At 39.3% G+C, this 15,861-nt stretch carries 12 protein-coding genes; 8 read left to right on the top strand and 4 right to left on the bottom strand.

The window, feature by feature from the left end; translation table 11 throughout:
- Window positions 1-106 precede the first annotated feature (106 nt).
- Complete coding sequence (locus AWN68_RS18150) at window positions 107-979, top strand: lysophospholipid acyltransferase family protein (RefSeq protein WP_068419053.1); 873 nt, start codon at window positions 107-109, stop codon at window positions 977-979.
- A gap of 8 nt (window positions 980-987) precedes the next feature.
- Here AWN68_RS18150 and AWN68_RS18155 read toward each other — a convergent pair whose 3' ends face one another.
- Window positions 988-3,729, bottom strand: coding sequence for an ABC transporter permease (locus AWN68_RS18155; protein ID WP_157716336.1), 2,742 nt, complete (start codon window positions 3,727-3,729; stop codon window positions 988-990).
- A gap of 396 nt (window positions 3,730-4,125) precedes the next feature.
- Window positions 4,126-6,018 (bottom strand): molecular chaperone HtpG, encoded by a 1,893-nt coding sequence (gene htpG, locus AWN68_RS18160; protein WP_068419058.1) that lies wholly within the window; start codon window positions 6,016-6,018, stop codon window positions 4,126-4,128.
- 422 nt (window positions 6,019-6,440) lie between these two features.
- Between htpG and AWN68_RS18165 the strand changes: the two genes are divergently transcribed.
- From AWN68_RS18165 to AWN68_RS18195, 7 genes are all read left to right on the top strand, one after another.
- Window positions 6,441-6,758 carry a hypothetical protein gene (locus AWN68_RS18165; RefSeq protein ID WP_157716338.1) on the top strand — a complete coding sequence of 106 codons (318 nt, stop codon included), beginning with the start codon at window positions 6,441-6,443 and terminating at the stop codon, window positions 6,756-6,758.
- Window positions 6,758-6,979 (top strand): hypothetical protein, encoded by a 222-nt coding sequence (locus AWN68_RS18170; RefSeq protein ID WP_068419065.1) that lies wholly within the window; start codon window positions 6,758-6,760, stop codon window positions 6,977-6,979. Before AWN68_RS18165 ends, AWN68_RS18170 begins: the two co-directional genes overlap by 1 nt.
- A 5-nt stretch (window positions 6,980-6,984) precedes the next feature.
- Window positions 6,985-7,233: a hypothetical protein gene (locus AWN68_RS18175; RefSeq protein ID WP_068419066.1), complete on the top strand. Its 249-nt coding sequence runs from the start codon at window positions 6,985-6,987 to the stop codon at window positions 7,231-7,233.
- Between the two features lie 4 nt (window positions 7,234-7,237).
- The gene (locus AWN68_RS18180; RefSeq protein ID WP_068419067.1) at window positions 7,238-8,296 is read left to right on the top strand and encodes a hypothetical protein; all 1,059 of its coding nucleotides are present in this window, start codon (window positions 7,238-7,240) and stop codon (window positions 8,294-8,296) included.
- Window positions 8,244-8,696, top strand: a complete 453-nt coding sequence (locus AWN68_RS19295; RefSeq protein ID WP_394330282.1) for a MauE/DoxX family redox-associated membrane protein — start codon at window positions 8,244-8,246, stop codon at window positions 8,694-8,696. The genes AWN68_RS18180 and AWN68_RS19295 overlap by 53 nt, the downstream gene beginning before the upstream one ends.
- 280 nt (window positions 8,697-8,976) lie before the next feature.
- Window positions 8,977-10,092 (top strand): 6-bladed beta-propeller, encoded by a 1,116-nt coding sequence (locus tag AWN68_RS18190; protein ID WP_157716340.1) that lies wholly within the window; start codon window positions 8,977-8,979, stop codon window positions 10,090-10,092.
- Between the two features lie 31 nt (window positions 10,093-10,123).
- Entirely contained in the window at window positions 10,124-11,326 is a 1,203-nt protein-coding gene (locus tag AWN68_RS18195; RefSeq protein ID WP_084362933.1) for a DUF4221 family protein, read from the top strand.
- 6 nt (window positions 11,327-11,332) lie between these two features.
- On the opposite strand, the gene AWN68_RS18200 is transcribed toward AWN68_RS18195, so the two are convergent.
- Together AWN68_RS18200 and AWN68_RS18205 are read right to left on the bottom strand one after the other, a co-directional pair.
- Window positions 11,333-14,488: a T9SS type B sorting domain-containing protein gene (locus AWN68_RS18200; RefSeq protein ID WP_157716342.1), complete on the bottom strand. Its 3,156-nt coding sequence runs from the start codon at window positions 14,486-14,488 to the stop codon at window positions 11,333-11,335.
- 218 nt (window positions 14,489-14,706) lie between these two features.
- On the bottom strand, window positions 14,707-15,837 hold the full coding sequence (locus AWN68_RS18205) for a DmpA family aminopeptidase (protein ID WP_068419084.1): 1,131 nt from the start codon (window positions 15,835-15,837) through the stop codon (window positions 14,707-14,709).
- Window positions 15,838-15,861: the final 24 nt, after the last annotated feature.

Consider the following 15,861-nt stretch of genomic DNA (forward strand, 5'->3'; position numbering starts at 1 on the left):
TGAAAATAATAGTAAGATTTTTATAATCTAGAGGTGAAGGGTCACCTAAACTGCTTTTGTGTGCTTTTTATAAGCCTTCAACTTTTCATTTCTTTATCTTTACGCGATGTTTTTGATCAGGCTTATATCATTACTTCCGTTTTGGTTTCTGTACGCACTCGGGAAGGTGATTTCTTTTTTACTCTACTATACTGTGGGCTACCGCAGGTCTGTAATTCGTGAAAATTTAAGCAAAACGTTCCCAGACTTATCGGATAGGGAACGATTCAAAGTTGAAAAGGCATTTTATATTCAATTCACTCAGGTTTTTATTGAGTCGATTAAGGGGTATCGTTTTAAAAAGAAGGATTGGGAAAAGCGTGTGCCGCTAGTGAATGCTCAGGCAATGCTTGAGTATTTAGATCAAGGCCAACCAGTTATTTTACTTTCAGGCCATACGGCCAATTGGGAGTGGCCAGCTTTTTCAATAGGTCAGCAAATTGGCTATCCAATGGAGTTTCTCTATAAGCCCGTGAAAAACCCCAGGTTTGATCAGTTAATGATCAACTTAAGAACCAGGCATGGTGGGCGTGCACTTCCGAAAGACTCTGCCTTAAGGCAAATTATAAAACGCAAGAATGAACCGAGAATCGTTGGCATTTTAGCGGATCAGTTGCCTTCCATTGGTGCAGACAAATACTGGATTGATTTTTTAAATCAATCAACCGCCTTTTATACTGGTCCTCAAAAGATTGCTCAGATAGTGAACTATCCAGTCTTCTACTCACATACTGAACGTACCTTGGAAGGCCATTATCGAGTAGAGTTCAAGCCCGTTAAGTTTCCTCCTTACCAAAAGGATGGTCATGATATAGTGCAAAGGTTTGCAGTATTGTTAGAGCAAACTATTCGTGAGCACCCTTCCGATTATTTATGGTCACACAAACGCTGGAAGTATGATCAAAAGAAAGAACAAGAGGTGCTTCAGGCGAACAAATAAACATTTCATTACTCATCTCTCAGCGCCTCAACCGGATTTCTATAAGCCGATTTTAAAGACTGGAAACTAATGGTGCCCCAAGCAATAAGTAGTGCGGAACCACCAGCAATAATAAATACCGTAGCCGTTATTGGGGTTTGATAAGCAAAATCTGCAAGCCAAGTTTTTACAGCATAATAGGCCAGCGGAATTGCTATCAGAATCGCAATAATTACCAGTCGTGTGAATTCAGTACTGAACAGAAGCACAATGTCTTTTACGCTGGCGCCCAATACTTTTCTTACACCCAATTCCTTGGTACGCTGTTCTGATGTAAAGGCTGCCAGTCCGAATAAGCCAATACAGGCAATTGATAAGGCCATTACTGTAAAGATATTGAGCACTGAAGTCATGCGTTGCTCTGTACGAAAACTGCTTTCAAAATCCTTGTCCATAAAACTGTATTCAAAAGGAAGCCCAGGTTTTATGGCGGCTAGTTCCGTTTTCACTTCATCCAATAGCTTGGACATCTTCTCTCCAGAATTAATTTGAGTCGGGTCAACCCTGGCTGAAAGAAAAGAGGTGCCAATATCAAAGAGGTCTTCATTTCCTTTGTGCGCAATCATTAAGGGAGCGATGGTCATTCTTAGGCTGTTGTAATTGAAATCTTCTACCACGCCTATCACTTCAAATTTTATAATTTCAGAACCAGGAAAGGTAATGTGTTTACCCAGTGGGCTATCGGTGTCATAGGTTTCTGGACCACCAAAGCCTAAGGTTTTTGCACCAGAAACATTCAGAATAACGGCCTGTTTATCACTGGTTCTGGTATCGTCAAAATTGCGACCTACAATAAATTGGGGGCTTAGTAAATCAATATAATCTTCGTCTACCATCACTCGGTTTAGTGTGGTGATATCGTTTTCAGGGCCTTCAGCTTTGTATTTATCCTCATTATAAATATTTGGAGCGACTAGGTCTGAGTAACCTACTTGAGTAAATGCGGGGTTTTGCTTCAATCTGTTTTGCAAAGTCACAATGCTCGAAGGATCCAGTAGCTCCAGGTTATGCACCTGAAGAATATTCTCTTTTTCGAAACCAACATTGTAATTGGCGGTGTAAGTCAGTTGTTTCTGAACGAAGAATGTGGTGATAATAAGCGCCACTGAAATGGTGAACTGAAAAACGACTAGGGTATTTCTTATGCCTTTCCCCCTAAAACCATTGCTTACTTTACCTTTTAATGCCTGTATAGGCTTGAAAGAAGAAAGGTAAAAGGCTGGGTAGCTACCTGCTACAAGACCCAGGCCTAAAATGAATATTAGAATTCCTCCTAAAAATAATGGATTGGATATCTCTGTTTGCAGGGAAAGCGTTTTGTTGGCAACCGCATTGAATGCGTTTATGAAAAGTTCGCACAGAATCAGTGCAATCGTGGTGCCTACTAAAACGAAAATTACAGATTCGAAAATGAATTGATTGGCTATTGATTTTCTACCTGAACCCAACACTTTTCTTACCCCAACTTCTTTTGCCCTTCCTGCCGAACGAGCGGTAGAAAGGTTCATGAAGTTGATACAGGAAAGCATAAGCACTAAGATTCCTACAGCGCCAAATATTTTAACGTAAGCGATATTTCCAGATGGACCGATTCGGTTGCCGGTAATAGGAGAATGTAAATAGGCTTCGCGAATGGGCTGCATGGTGAGCGTCCATTTTTTACCATCAGGTACAAATTCATCATAAGATTCACCAAAGGCACGCTCTACTGCTGGAGCTGCCCACTTTGGAGGAATGGCTTGCAGTTTTGCATTTATTTTTGTGAGATCGGCACCGGGAGCAACTTTCACATAGGTGACAAAAGTAGTCCAAACCCATGTCCATTGGCGTGCTTCAATATGACGGTAGGTACTCATGGAAGTCATCATATCGAATTGGACATGAGAGTTAGACGGGATGTCTTCTAACACCGCTGTTACTTTAAACGGACCAGCGTCTTCGCCTTGTCTTACTTCTAATATTTTGCCCACGGCCTCTTCTTCCCCGAAATACTTGGTGGCCATGCTTTTGGTAATGATAATGCTTAAAGGTTCTACTAAAGCTGTTTCAGGGTTTCCTTCTAAAACAGGAAAAGAGAAAAGGTTGAAGAAATTGGCTTCGGCTGTATATACTCTTGCTTCTTTAAATGAAACAGGGGCATCATTTTTAGGCTGATAAGTAACCAAGTTTTCACCAGAATCGTGAATTCGCAAAACTTCAGTAAACTCAGGAATATCTTCGCGGAGTGCCACTGCTACTCCAGGGGCTGTGGAGGCAAATCCCGCATCCCAGTCGCCCCAAATCATTGGCTGGTTAATACGGTATACTTGGTCGGCATCTTTGTGGAAGTTGTCATAAGACAACTCTTCTTGAACATAGAGGGTAATCAGCAGACAGGCGGTAATGCCAATAGAGAGCCCAAGAATATTGAGAATGGTGAATTGTTTGTTTGCGATTGCGTTGCGCCAAGCAACCTTGAACATGTTCTTCAGCATGGGAATGAATTTAGGTATTTCTGCTGGTTTGTTTCCAAAACGAATGCCAAAAGATAACAAGTGTTTTTTGGCTGGAATGAGTCCTTTTGAAGCTTGCCACCTTTCATTTTGTGCCGTAGAGAACAGTAGTGTGCGGTGGCGGACGGTGGTAGTGTGTTGAAGTGTTAATGTGTTTGGGTGTTGAAGAAAGGAGCTGACATCAATTAGCTGACTCCGCAACTGTCGCAGGTTTTCCAAACCTGTGACTCATTATGGGTTTTAGGACTCTGTCCGTCTATTGCCAAAGTGCTTTATTTCTCCGCCCTTGTTGGAGTTTTCTCCAACAAGTTGATGAAGTATCTATAATTTCAACCTTAGATGAGGTATGGTATCTCAAGCGCAGGAGAGAAAATAATTGATTAATGCCTACTGCAGTTTGTGGGTGACAACACCCACAAAGACGGACGCCAAAGAAATTGAGCTGCTGCAAACCCACCCCTTCCCCGCCAGCGGGGTATATTCGAGGTTCATTAAAATGTTGATGTTGAATGCTTCAGTCATGCTGAGCTTGTCTCAGTATTCATATCTATAGCCACAAAAAAAGCCCCAATCCATTGCTGAATTGAGGCTTCTGTTTATATAAGTTGTAGAGAATTACTCGCCTAAAATGGCAGTACTTCTTTTGATGAAATCGGTAAGGGCTTTGCCTTCCAACAAACCTTGAGAAAGTAGGGCCAAATCAAATGCTTGTTTTGCCAAACCTTCTTTGTCGCCTTCTTCTGTAGCCTTGATGATTTTGTCCACCAATTTATGGTTTCCGTTTACGGTTACATTATAGTTGTCTGGCATTGAACCGAACATGTTGAAACCGCCACCGCCAGTTGCTTGCATGTCTTTCATTCTTCGCATAAACTCAGGCATGGTTACAGAAACAGGAGCATCTGATGGTGCTAAAGGCTCAATCGCTACTGTATAAGTTTTGTTATTGATCGCTTTGTCGAAAACGCCTTTCACCGCTTCTTTCTGCTCGTCATTAATGACCAACTCGCGCTTTTCATCTTTGTCTACCAGCTTGTCGATGTTGTCGGCATCCACACGTTTGATTTGTGTGTTTTCCATCTTAGTCTCCATGTGGTTAATGAAGTGGCTGTCGATTGGCGTATCCAATACAATCACATCATAGCCCTTGTCAACGGCATCGCTAATGAATGAATCTTGCTTTGCAACGTTCGTAGCGTAAAGCCAAACTTTGTTGTTGTCTTTGTCTACTTGGTTGGCTTCAATATGCGCTTCGTACTCTTTCATTGTAAAGTACTTGCCCGCTGTGTTTTTCACCAACACAAAGTCTTTTGCTTTGTCATAGAATTTCTCGTCAGAGATCATTCCGTACTTCACAAAAAGACCGATGTCTTCCCATTTGCTTTCGTAAGACTCACGTTCTTTTTTGAAAAGCTCACTCAGTTTGTCGGCTACTTTCTTAGAAATGTAAGTATTGATTTTCTTCACATTTCCATCCGACTGTAAGTAGCTACGCGAAACGTTCAATGGAATGTCTGGTGAGTCAATTACACCGTGAAGTAACATCAAGAATTCAGGAACGACATCCTTGGTTTCGTCAGTAATAAATACTTGACGAGAGTAAAGCTGGATTTTGTTTTTCTGTACTTCGAAGTCTTTCTTCAATTTAGGGAAGTAAAGAATACCTGTAAGCTCGAACGGATAATCCACATTCAAGTGAATCCAGAACAATGGTTCTTCAGAGAACGGATAAAGCTCTTTGTAGAAGTTTAGGTAATCCTCATCTGTTAAATCATTTGGTGATTTTGTCCAAAGTGGCGTAGTGTTGTTAATGATATTGTCTTCCTTAACAGTCTTATATTTCTTCTTGCCCTCTTTGTCTTCACCGTCTTCAACTTGCTTGTCTTTCTCTCCAAATTTCACTTCGATAGGAAGGAATTTGGCATACTTGGTAAGCACATTCTGAATACGAGATTCTTCCAAAAACTCAACAGAATCTTTGTTCACGTGAAGCGTGATGGTTGTACCTCTTTCTTTTCTTGTTCCTTCAGTAATTTCGAATTCTGTAGAACCGTCACAAATCCATCTGGCAGGTTCTGCGCCTTCCTGATAAGAAAGGGTGTCAATTTCTACGTTATCGGCTACCATAAAGGCAGAGTAGAAACCTAAGCCGAATTTACCGATGATTTCTTTGGCATCGCCCGCATCTTTAAACTTCTCTACAAACTCAGTGGCGCCAGAGAAGGCGATTTGGTTGATGTATTTTTTGATCTCCTCAGCCGTCATTCCGATTCCTCGGTCACTGATGGTAATCGTCTTTTTCTTTTTGTTTACGCTTACTTCTACCCTTACCTCTCCGAGGTCACCTTTGTACTCTCCGAGTACAGCAAGGCGTTTCATTTTCTGACTGGCATCAACTGCGTTCGATACCAATTCTCTTAAAAAGATCTCGTGATCTGAATAGAGAAACTTCTTGATGATTGGGAAAATATTCTCGGTGTGAATCGAGATTGTACCTTTTTCTTGCATGGCTTATTGTCAGTTTTTTTAATCCAAGTCCATTAAGACAAAGGCCATACCAAGCGAAAATGGGTGACAGGGTGGCAGAAATGACTTGCTGCTTAACTAAATAATTACCGCCAAGCCCAAATAAGTAGCAAAACCAAGAAACTATTTGCTTATAAATGAATAATATGTTTAGTAAATATATTAATATGATTTGTCAATGATTAGTAATTAAAAAAAAGTGAAAAATATTTTTGATGCTAAAATGTGCTATACGGCTGCATATAGTGATATTTTTAAGGTTTAGCTTGATAAATCACAATAGTGAATTTATTCACGCTATTGTTATTATGGATTATTATACATAACATTATCATGTTAATTAAATGAAGACTGCTTAAAAATTTGTTTTATAGTAGGCTAAATTAATGATAAAATATGGTGGCATGCAACCTGTTTTACCGCTTTTGATTGACAATGGGAGATGCTGTAGTATCTTCTGTGAAATGAGTTTTTATGAAAAAAATATGATTATGAACAGAAAAATAGTATCAAGTTTATTAGTAATGGTATGCTTTTTTATATCATTTACAGCCTTTGGGTGGAGGCAAGAGTCTTCAGATGACAAAATCACTGCTTACAAAGGAAAAGATGCTCCAATGATTGATGAAAACCTCAATTTTTGCAAGGGAACTGGTTTCAAATGTGCTGAGCTAACTACATCACAAATGACTGAAATAATTAAAGCACTAAAACAAGAATAATGAAAAGAATTTTTCCTGCAATAGCACTAATGGTGCTATTGCTTATCCCTGATTTATATGCTAAAACTAATGAAGATGAAATTTTAATTTATAAGGGGAAAGATAATGAAGTATTTGAGAATGGTGGTCTATGCAATGGTTCTGGTTTTAAATGTATGGAACTCAGTGCTGCTGAACTAGCAGGTATTATAAAATTCATCAAAAGTATCAATAAAAATTAAACTCTATGGAAACGATTTTAACAAAAGGCAGGCGTAAGATAATATTAGTGCTTTTCTTGTTCATTTCTTTTTTTGCTATTTCTGAATTAGTTGCACAAGAACAAGATGACAGCACAGAATATGTGCTGTGCCCTGGCTGGGGATACAAATGTATTTCAATCACGAAGCAAACTTGGCTTGGGGCAGTTACAGTTCCTGTTTACTTAAAAGGGAAAGACAAGCCGATGATCGAGTTTATAGATAAACAAGAATGAGCTTATGAAGCGGATTGGCCTAATAGTAATAATATTATTATTTGTATCTCTTTATTTTGTTATTGATTATGATTCTAATAATTCTTCATCTGAATTGATTAAGCCTGTAATTGATGAAACTGGTATCCGTACTTTTAAAATGGAATTGGTTTTGTTAAAACCGTTTAATTTTCCAGACGGGAAGTCGGTTTTTAGGATTTTTTCAGATGGGGCGAATGTGTGGGGCATAGATAATAATCAAGAGGTAATTCTAATAGAAAACTATGGGAACAAGGTTAATCTTGGTTTAGTGAAATCTGGTGGTGCTCCTTTTGAAAACTCTCAATTATCATCGGTAAGAAATTTCAATGGAAACCTGCATATGGTAGATATTGAAAAAAACACAATACGTTCTCAGATTGGGTTGGATAGTATAGTTGATTTTAGAAAACTGTTAACACCTATCTATAATGGTGTACCAGTAAAAGATGATCGTTATTTGACAATAACCGATGAAGGCCCTCAGTCTTCTTTGCAACTAATAAGTGTTTCTGATGCAGTTCCAATTTGGAGTAAGGAATTAATGGATTTATTTGAGTTAGAGTCAACTGATTTTCCTGAGATTGTAGCTGAGGGAGTATTTACATATAACCAGAAACAAACCTTTTATGTACCTGGAAGAATAGGGGCTTTCGCTACATTTAGTGAGGACGGTAGTTTGAATTATATAGCTAAAACAATTGATAAAACTCAAGCTCCAAAGGTATTTACTAAACAAATATTGAAAGGCTTTACAGCACAAATGTTTGTTAGAGAACCTGATTTCTATGTGAATTATTCTGCCTCAGCTGATGATCGACTCATATACATTTTGTCTAAATTTAAGCTTGGCAGAAATGATGATTTTATGACAGTTGATACTTATGAGGTACATAATGGAGGTTACTTCACAAGCTTTGCAGTGCCAAACCTTGGAGAGGAATTACCCATTGAAATTGCAGTTTTAGACAATAATTTATTTTTTGTTTTATATGAAAACTATAGCGTTGCTGTTTTCGAAATACACCTCAAGACTGAATATTAAGCGTATAATCGAATTTGTTATTTTGATTTATTCGGGCTTTATGTTGTATTCTGGTGTTTCAAAGTTTATGAATTTATTGGACTTTGCATTTGGCATGACAAACTCTAATTTGTTTGATGGTAATACGGTTTTTTTTCTATCCTATTTTATTCCTTTATTTGAGATTATTCTAGGAGTGGTTCTTTTGTTTAAAAAAATGAGGATTGGTGCCTTGTACGCATTAATATCTCTGATGATTCTTTACTCAATCTACTTGGCAGTGTTTAAATATTATGCAGTCAGTGGTTGGTGTAGTTGTGGTTCTGTAATTGATTTGAGTCTCACAAAACACTTGATTTTTAATGCTATAATTACAATACCCTTAGTCATTACGGTGTTTTTGATGGGTAAGGAAAAATAGCCAAGTCATTGGATCCATACCTTATTGGATGTTTTTTCAATAGATTGTAATATTTATGCTATATCTTGAATTGTAGCAAAAGTACTCTTAATTAAATGATGATTACTTTTGTTGTCACGGTATCTGGATCAATACTCAGAATAGCAATTCTAGTTTGTCTTTTATTGCCAGCCGCTTTTACGCTTGATTACTTATCGGTAAAAGTTTTTCGATTATGGTGTTTTTGCCTAAATTTTTAGGTAAAAACATCTATTCCTATGCACTTCAAACACTTTTGCCTATGTTTTTAATTATAATCTCCTCTTGCGCTATACAAAAAGACGAGGTAACCATTGATCTAAAAGTCTATGAAGTAGACCTAGATGCTGAGTTAGTTCCCTTTTCTGATATTCTAACAGATATTGAAATTACGGTTTTGGAAGAAAGCGAAAATTCGATGTTTGGGTATGTGGATAAAATAATTCTTGATGGGGATGAATTGATCATTGTGACGGGTGGTCATGGAAAAGCCATACGCTTTGATCAAGATGGAAAGTATATTTCTCACTTATCGGAGCGAGGAATGGGACCGAGGGAATATTCATCCATTACTGATTTAATGGTTATGGATGATCAAGTCTTGTTGCTTGATGGCAAGCGTCAACGAATTACTAAGTGGACGAAAGACTGGGCCTATGACTCAGCAATGCGATTGGGCTTTGCAGCAGCTCATTTTACTTCACAAGGAGAGGGGTATTTGTTCAATGCCAATTACAGCTTAGTGGCCGACACTGTTCATGCAAATGTGATTACAGCCAACGCAAATCTTGAGTTAGAGGCAGCCTTAGTTCCATTTAAAAAACCAAAATCTTTGCTACTGGGGAATAGGGTTGTTTTTAGTAAAGTCGGCCGAGACATACATTATAGGCCTGGCTTTAGTGATACCGTATATAGCATCACACCCGAGCATAAAGTTAGTCCTGCTTATCGATTTGAATTTGGCAAGTATTGGCATTTCGCAAATGAGCTACAAACCGATCATGAGTTTTTTGAATTTATAGACAACCTGAAAGGGAAGGCCGAGGCATTGATATATTTTACGAATATAGAATCTGATAATTGGATTTTTGGTAAGATGACATTGATGCCTACATATCGAACAGTGGGAGTGGTGATAGATAAAAACTCGGGGAGAGCGGAGTATTTGGGCCTTCAAGTAGGTGAAGGTTTACGAGACTCTATTCTTCCAATTTTGGTTGAGAACGAACGCGTTTATGTGGCTATTGATGCTGATCATCTCAGGTATATTCTATCCATAAACCCTCAATTTGAGAAGGCCATAAAAGGGAGTCAATCCATTGAGAAAGCCTTGGCCTCTGAGAACCCTATGATCATGTCATTTAAGTTTAAGCGCTAAAACAGAATTACCACTCCTAAATATTAGTCGAATGTCTTTTCAAATCATGGATTCAGATAAGAAGTATTTTTTAATCCTGTTTTTGCTAATCTTCTGGGGTTGTTCAACACAGAAGGACAATGTAAATGATGATGCCTTTGGCAAATTTGAACTTGAGAAAATAGGGGAGAAGGCCTTTTATCTTGACAGTACACTGGCTCCTTTTAACCAGTCCATCTTAACTTTTGAACAGGATGGAGTTACCAAACTGTCAATCTTTAATCACTTTAATGTCAGTGTAAACGTTTTTGATTACTCGTCAGGTAAAATAGAAAAGCAGATAGGCTTTTTGAAAGATGGCCCAGAAGGAATTGGAACAATTACGAATATGGGGCACTTCATTCAAAACTCAGATTCCATTTTCTTTTTTAATCATTGGCAAAGTAGAGTACACTTGATGAATGCTAAAGGTGAGAAATTACGCTCCTATGATGTTGGAATAGGGGAAGATAGTGAAGAACAGTCAAAACAAGGGTTTCACATGATGGTGTCACCCCTTTCTCAAGCTTTCAAAAATGGTGATCGACTTTTTATTTCTGTCCAGAATGCAGGAGCAAATCCTTTTGATGATCAGCGACTGATCTATATGATTGAGTTGAATTTGAGGACAGGAGAACGAGAGTACCATTCGCTTCCGCAACCTTTAATGTTGAATAATTTCTGGGGAGTTTATACTCCTTTTGCCTCTTCTTTGGCATTTAACCCAAATACTCAACAATTGAGTTTGAGTTATACTAAAAATCCAGAAATAGACATTGTCTCGGTCATCGATTTGGATAGCATTCAAGAAAGTAAGTCGGTAAAATCTGAATACATGAGAGAGATGAAGCCGCTCCCTAAGCGCAGAGACACGCCTACTTTGTATGGCTATAGTTTTAATGAACTTTCCGACCTTACCAATATGCAAGGTTTTTATATGAACTTCATTTATGACCCTTATAAGGATGTTTATTATCGGGTTGCTCTCCATGAAAGAACGGTTGAACAGTATGAGAAAGGGAGAAGGAGTTTTAAGCTATCCATAACCGTGACCAATTCAAATTTTGAGAAGATGGATGAGCTGGATTTGGCTGAAGGAATGTATGAATACGAAACAGCTTTTGTAAGTAAAGAGGGTTTGCACCTTTCACGCCAAATTGATTATCAGCCTGATGAGGATCTGTTAGTATTTGATGTTTTTAACTCGAAGAAATAGTCCCACTTACTTATACATCACCACCCTGCCTTTGGTTTGTGCGGCTAGTTCGGGGTTGATGGGATCAGAATAATCAATTCTATAGATATAGGCACCAGCAGGAAGCTCTTTTCCGTCTTGCGTACCGTCCCATTCACCACCTGTTTCAGAGATGAAAATTGGGTGGCCCCATCGGTTGAAAATAGTAATTTTATAACTGATAATACATGGAGATATTGGTTTGAAAGTGTCGTTAATTCCGTCTCCATCTGGGGTGAAAATGTTGGGCACAAAGAGCCTAGGGAAGGTCTCTTCTTTTTTAATTTCTTTAGTAATAGTACATCCATTGGCATCGGTTACAATGACTTGATAAGTTCCTTTGCCTACATCATAAATGGTGGGAGCGTTAACATTTGGGTGAGACGACCACTGATAAGTATAGGGAAGTGTCCCTCCAGTTACTGATATCGATATTGTTCCGTCTTGTGTTTGTGGACATATTTCAACATTGTCGGTAACGGTTAATTCTAGAGGGTCAGGGTCAATTATTTCAACATAATGATTGTAAGTACAGCCATTTTTGTCTGTCACAACTAATGTATAGACGCCTGCTACCAAACTGTTAAATAAAGGATCGGTATTGGTGACATCGTAGTTACTTGCTCCAGTGCTTGCATAAAGATGATAGGTGTAGGGAGCGGTACCTCCTTTGGGTAGGATGCTCACGCTACCGTCTGCTTCTCCATTACAAAACTTAAATATTTCTACACTAGCCTCTAATAGCTCAGGGGTGGTGATTTCAAAAGATTTTGTTAGACTACAGCCAATTTCATCTGTTACAGTTACTTCATATTGGCCAACTGCTAAGGCACCCACGCTTGGGGCTAATTCCTTACCATTACTCCAGCTAATTGTGTAAGGTGCTTTTCCACCTTGAATAGAAACACTTGCTTTACCATCGTCCGCATCGAGGCAAGAAAGGTCGATGGTTTGAATATCAAAGGTAAGGTCTTCGTAGACAAGGACATTGAGTTCTTCTGAGGTACCGAAACATGAGCTCTGAAATAAGGTGTAAGACACTTTTCCATTGGGCTGAGTCCAGTTTACATTGATTTGATTGGTGGTCTGACCAGAAGTAATCGTTCCTCCTTCTACATGCCATTCGAAAGATGCGCCTGTAATTGATGGAGTATAATATACTTGACTGCTTCTTTCTTGAAAACACACCTCTGTACTTCCAAAAGGTAGGTCTGGGTTTAGTTCGTCTTTGGCTTCTAAAACTACAGCTAGTCCTATGGCAGGAATGGCACAACTGAATTCATCAGAGACATATACCCTTACCATTGCCTGTAGATTTGGTGGCCCCCAGTCAATGGTTACTGTTTCCTGATTGTCTGCGCCAACAATAGTACCTCCAATTACTTCCCAATTGTAGAAGTAATCCCCCTCTTTTATCAGGGTATATACCATGTTCTGAGAAAATGGGCAAAGTGAAGTGGGGCCTTCTATTCGTTCGGCTATTATTTCGTGAACTTCCACTTCTCGAATCAAAGTGTGGGTAGTTAGACAGATGTCTTCATCGGTAAAAATCTTGGCAGAAATTCTGTATAATCCGGCTTCATCATAAGTTTTACTTACACTTCTGCCTTCTGCAGTAGTGCCATCACCAAAATCCCATTCAATATGATTGTAGGAGCCTTCAAGTCCTGGCTTAAGGTAATTAAGGTCGATTTGTAGCTCAGTGTTAATACAGGCATCTTCTTTAACTGTGCCTAATTGCTGATCGTTGATAGCCACTTCAAAATTAAGGTTGTTCAGGTTTTGAAAAGGATTTTGGCCATAACTTGTACTAAGTCCGAATCCATATTCGGTTACAGTAAACTTCCCAGTTCCTGCCTTGAGTCGATATGTAACAGTGGGATCTACCGCTACGGAGGCATAGGAGAAGCCACTGTTCCCAATATCTGTAAAGTTTATAGCGCCAGGACTTGGCGAAATACTAAAGTTGGGGGCATCGGCTGTAGCAATTCCAATGTTCAAAAAATGATTAAGAATGTTTTTGGTTTCAGCAATTTCGATCACCGTTTCTTCAATGCCTTGCTCGAAAGGAGAGAGCGTAATTGAAAATGGAGAGCCCATGGTTTTACCCAAGGGGGGAGGTGAGAATGGATCACAACCGTCTTGCGCTGACGCTTGCTGTGTGACTAGAATGGGCTTGTCTGCTTTGACGTATATGGCATCTCCCTTAGAAAGGGCAAATACTTCACCCTTATTGAGAACCATTGTTGTGGTATTATGGAAATTGGTGGTTTTTATGGTTGTGTTGTTTTCAGTAGCCGTATAGCCGTATGAGAATTTTTTTTCTTCCCTGCCTAAAAGTGGGGTTAAAACGTATTCTGTACCTAAGGTAGACAAGGGAGAAAGAGCTTCCACTATATGACTAGAAGCAACGGGGAATGGGCAGTGGCCAAATGATCGTTCTTGACTGCCAGTGTAAACAATCACAGGATTACAATTTAGAGCAGGTAGCCCGACACCACCTGGGGGGGGTGGAGGCCCATTGCTGGGTACAAGTGTAGGGTCTTTAGAAACAATGATTTCCAAGCCCGAGAGATTACTAGTTGACTCTATGGTATAGGTAGACATAGCATCTATAAACACGGCCTCTTCCGTGCCGTTAGGGTGAATTATCTTCAGCACGGTTTTGCCACCAGTGGCAATGATATTTACCTGGCTAGGGTAGGGTGGATTAAGGCCGCCTTCCCAATCATCGGACACTATATAGTGATGACCTGCGGAAATCATCGGCATGGCGATGGTGGCATCAACACTATATGTACTTGAGTTACTAAAGGCAAAAATTATTTTATTATCCGAGATGATTTGGGCGGAGGTATTGACATTATCTCCATTTAAAACAGAAGCAGTTATGAGGTTGGTTTGTTCTGAAGTGATCTTAAAGCTCGATTGACCAACTGGTAGGTCATAGGTTACATTTTGTTTATTGGCAAAATTGACATTTACAGTACTTGGCTCTTCTGCTCTAAAATGAAAATACATCTCTTGTTGAGGTTTATCATGCGGAAATAGACTCACATAGAACTCTCTTCCCCAACTGTCATTCTGCCCAAAGGAGGAATGACCTAAAAGGAGCAGAAAAAATAATAGATATGTTTTTCTCAACAATAGCACTAGTAGGATCCGATTGATATGCTAAAGATATGGAAACCACTGTCATCTCAAAACAATATTATGTGGTTGAAAAATGCTCAAGAATAATGGGCAATTAGATCGTGGTAAAAGTAGTGTAGGCCACAATTAACTAGAATTATGATGCTTTGTTACTTTGGAGCATCTTCTATTGAAATACAAATGACAGAAAAGAAGTTTAATTTCTGTCCCTATTTAATCACTCCATGCTTTTTAAGTATTGCGGTTACTCTTTCCATAGGTAGTTTTTGTATGACATGGTCCTCTCTTCCTTTAGCGGTTTCAGCCATGAATAGAGAATTGATAATGGACTCTTCTGTCGCCTCAATTGTTGCCATGAAAATAGAGCTCATGTGGTCATTTCTTAGTACATCACCTGTGTCAAACTTCTCTCTAGTTTGATAAGGAATTCGCATGGATTCTGCCGTGGAGGCTGCTATAACGTAATCGCCACTACCATTTGAGGCTATTCCACCAGTTTTGGCCAAGCCCATCATGGCCCTTTTAGCCACACGTTCCAACTGACGGGCATCTAATGGTGCATCGGTTAATACTACGATCATGCATGACCCGTCACTTTTTTTGATGGCACTAGAGAATGGATATTGCTCTAGTTCTTTCCCAACGGGTACGCCATTAATGGTGAGTACACCTCCAAAATTGGTTTGTACCAAAACGCCTATGGTATAGCCCCCTAAAGATTCTGGTAATTTTCTTGATGAAGTGCCAATCCCCCCTTTAAAACCAAAGGCTACTGTACCCGTTCCAGCACCAACATTTCCTTCGGGAACAATATCTGATTGTGCATTTTGAATGGCGGTAATAACGTCAGCTTCAGAAACATGCATTCCTCGAATGTCATTCAAATAACCATCGTTGGTTTCGCCTACTACTGCATTGACCGACTGAACGTTTTCATTTCCTTCTAAAGCGAGTGTGTATTTTACTGTGGCCTGAATGCCCATTGGGATACTCAATGTATTTGTAAGAATAATTGGGGTTTCTAGGTTTCCTAATTCCTGCACTGGGCTGATACCAGCCAGTTTGCCAAAGCCATTTCCAATGTATATGGCTGCAGGAACTTTGTCTTGAAAAACATTTCCAGAATGGGGTAGAATGGCAGTTACTCCAGTTCGAATATTATCTCCTTTAATGAGGGTCTGATGACCAACTTTTACACCCGGAACATCTGTTATGGCGTTGAGGTTTCCAGTGGCCATTACGCCTATTTCAATACCATAGTCCCGAGCGCGCTTTTTTTCTTGGGCTTGAGCACTTGTAAAAAGGAATAGGCATGATAGAGCAAAAATGTAGCGTTTCATTCCCGAAAATAGCAATTATTTACG

It is taken from the genome of Roseivirga echinicomitans (genome assembly GCF_001592935.1).
Lineage (GTDB): Bacteria > Bacteroidota > Bacteroidia > Cytophagales > Cyclobacteriaceae > Roseivirga > Roseivirga echinicomitans.

Bases quoted from the DNA above. Each gene is read 5' to 3' on its own strand.
- AWN68_RS18150 (WP_068419053.1), top strand. From the start codon at position 107: ATGTTTTTGATCAGGCTTATATCATTACTTCCGTTTTGGTTTCTGTAC.
- htpG (WP_068419058.1), bottom strand. From the start codon at position 6,018: ATGCAAGAAAAAGGTACAATCTCGATTCACACCGAGAATATTTTCCCA.
- AWN68_RS18165 (WP_157716338.1), top strand. From the start codon at position 6,441: ATGCAACCTGTTTTACCGCTTTTGATTGACAATGGGAGATGCTGTAGT.
- AWN68_RS18170 (WP_068419065.1), top strand. From the start codon at position 6,758: ATGAAAAGAATTTTTCCTGCAATAGCACTAATGGTGCTATTGCTTATC.
- AWN68_RS18175 (WP_068419066.1), top strand. From the start codon at position 6,985: ATGGAAACGATTTTAACAAAAGGCAGGCGTAAGATAATATTAGTGCTT.
- AWN68_RS18180 (WP_068419067.1), top strand. From the start codon at position 7,238: ATGAAGCGGATTGGCCTAATAGTAATAATATTATTATTTGTATCTCTT.
- AWN68_RS19295 (WP_394330282.1), top strand. From the start codon at position 8,244: ATGAAAACTATAGCGTTGCTGTTTTCGAAATACACCTCAAGACTGAAT.
- AWN68_RS18190 (WP_157716340.1), top strand. From the start codon at position 8,977: ATGTTTTTAATTATAATCTCCTCTTGCGCTATACAAAAAGACGAGGTA.
- AWN68_RS18195 (WP_084362933.1), top strand. From the start codon at position 10,124: ATGTCTTTTCAAATCATGGATTCAGATAAGAAGTATTTTTTAATCCTG.
- AWN68_RS18205 (WP_068419084.1), bottom strand. From the start codon at position 15,837: ATGAAACGCTACATTTTTGCTCTATCATGCCTATTCCTTTTTACAAGT.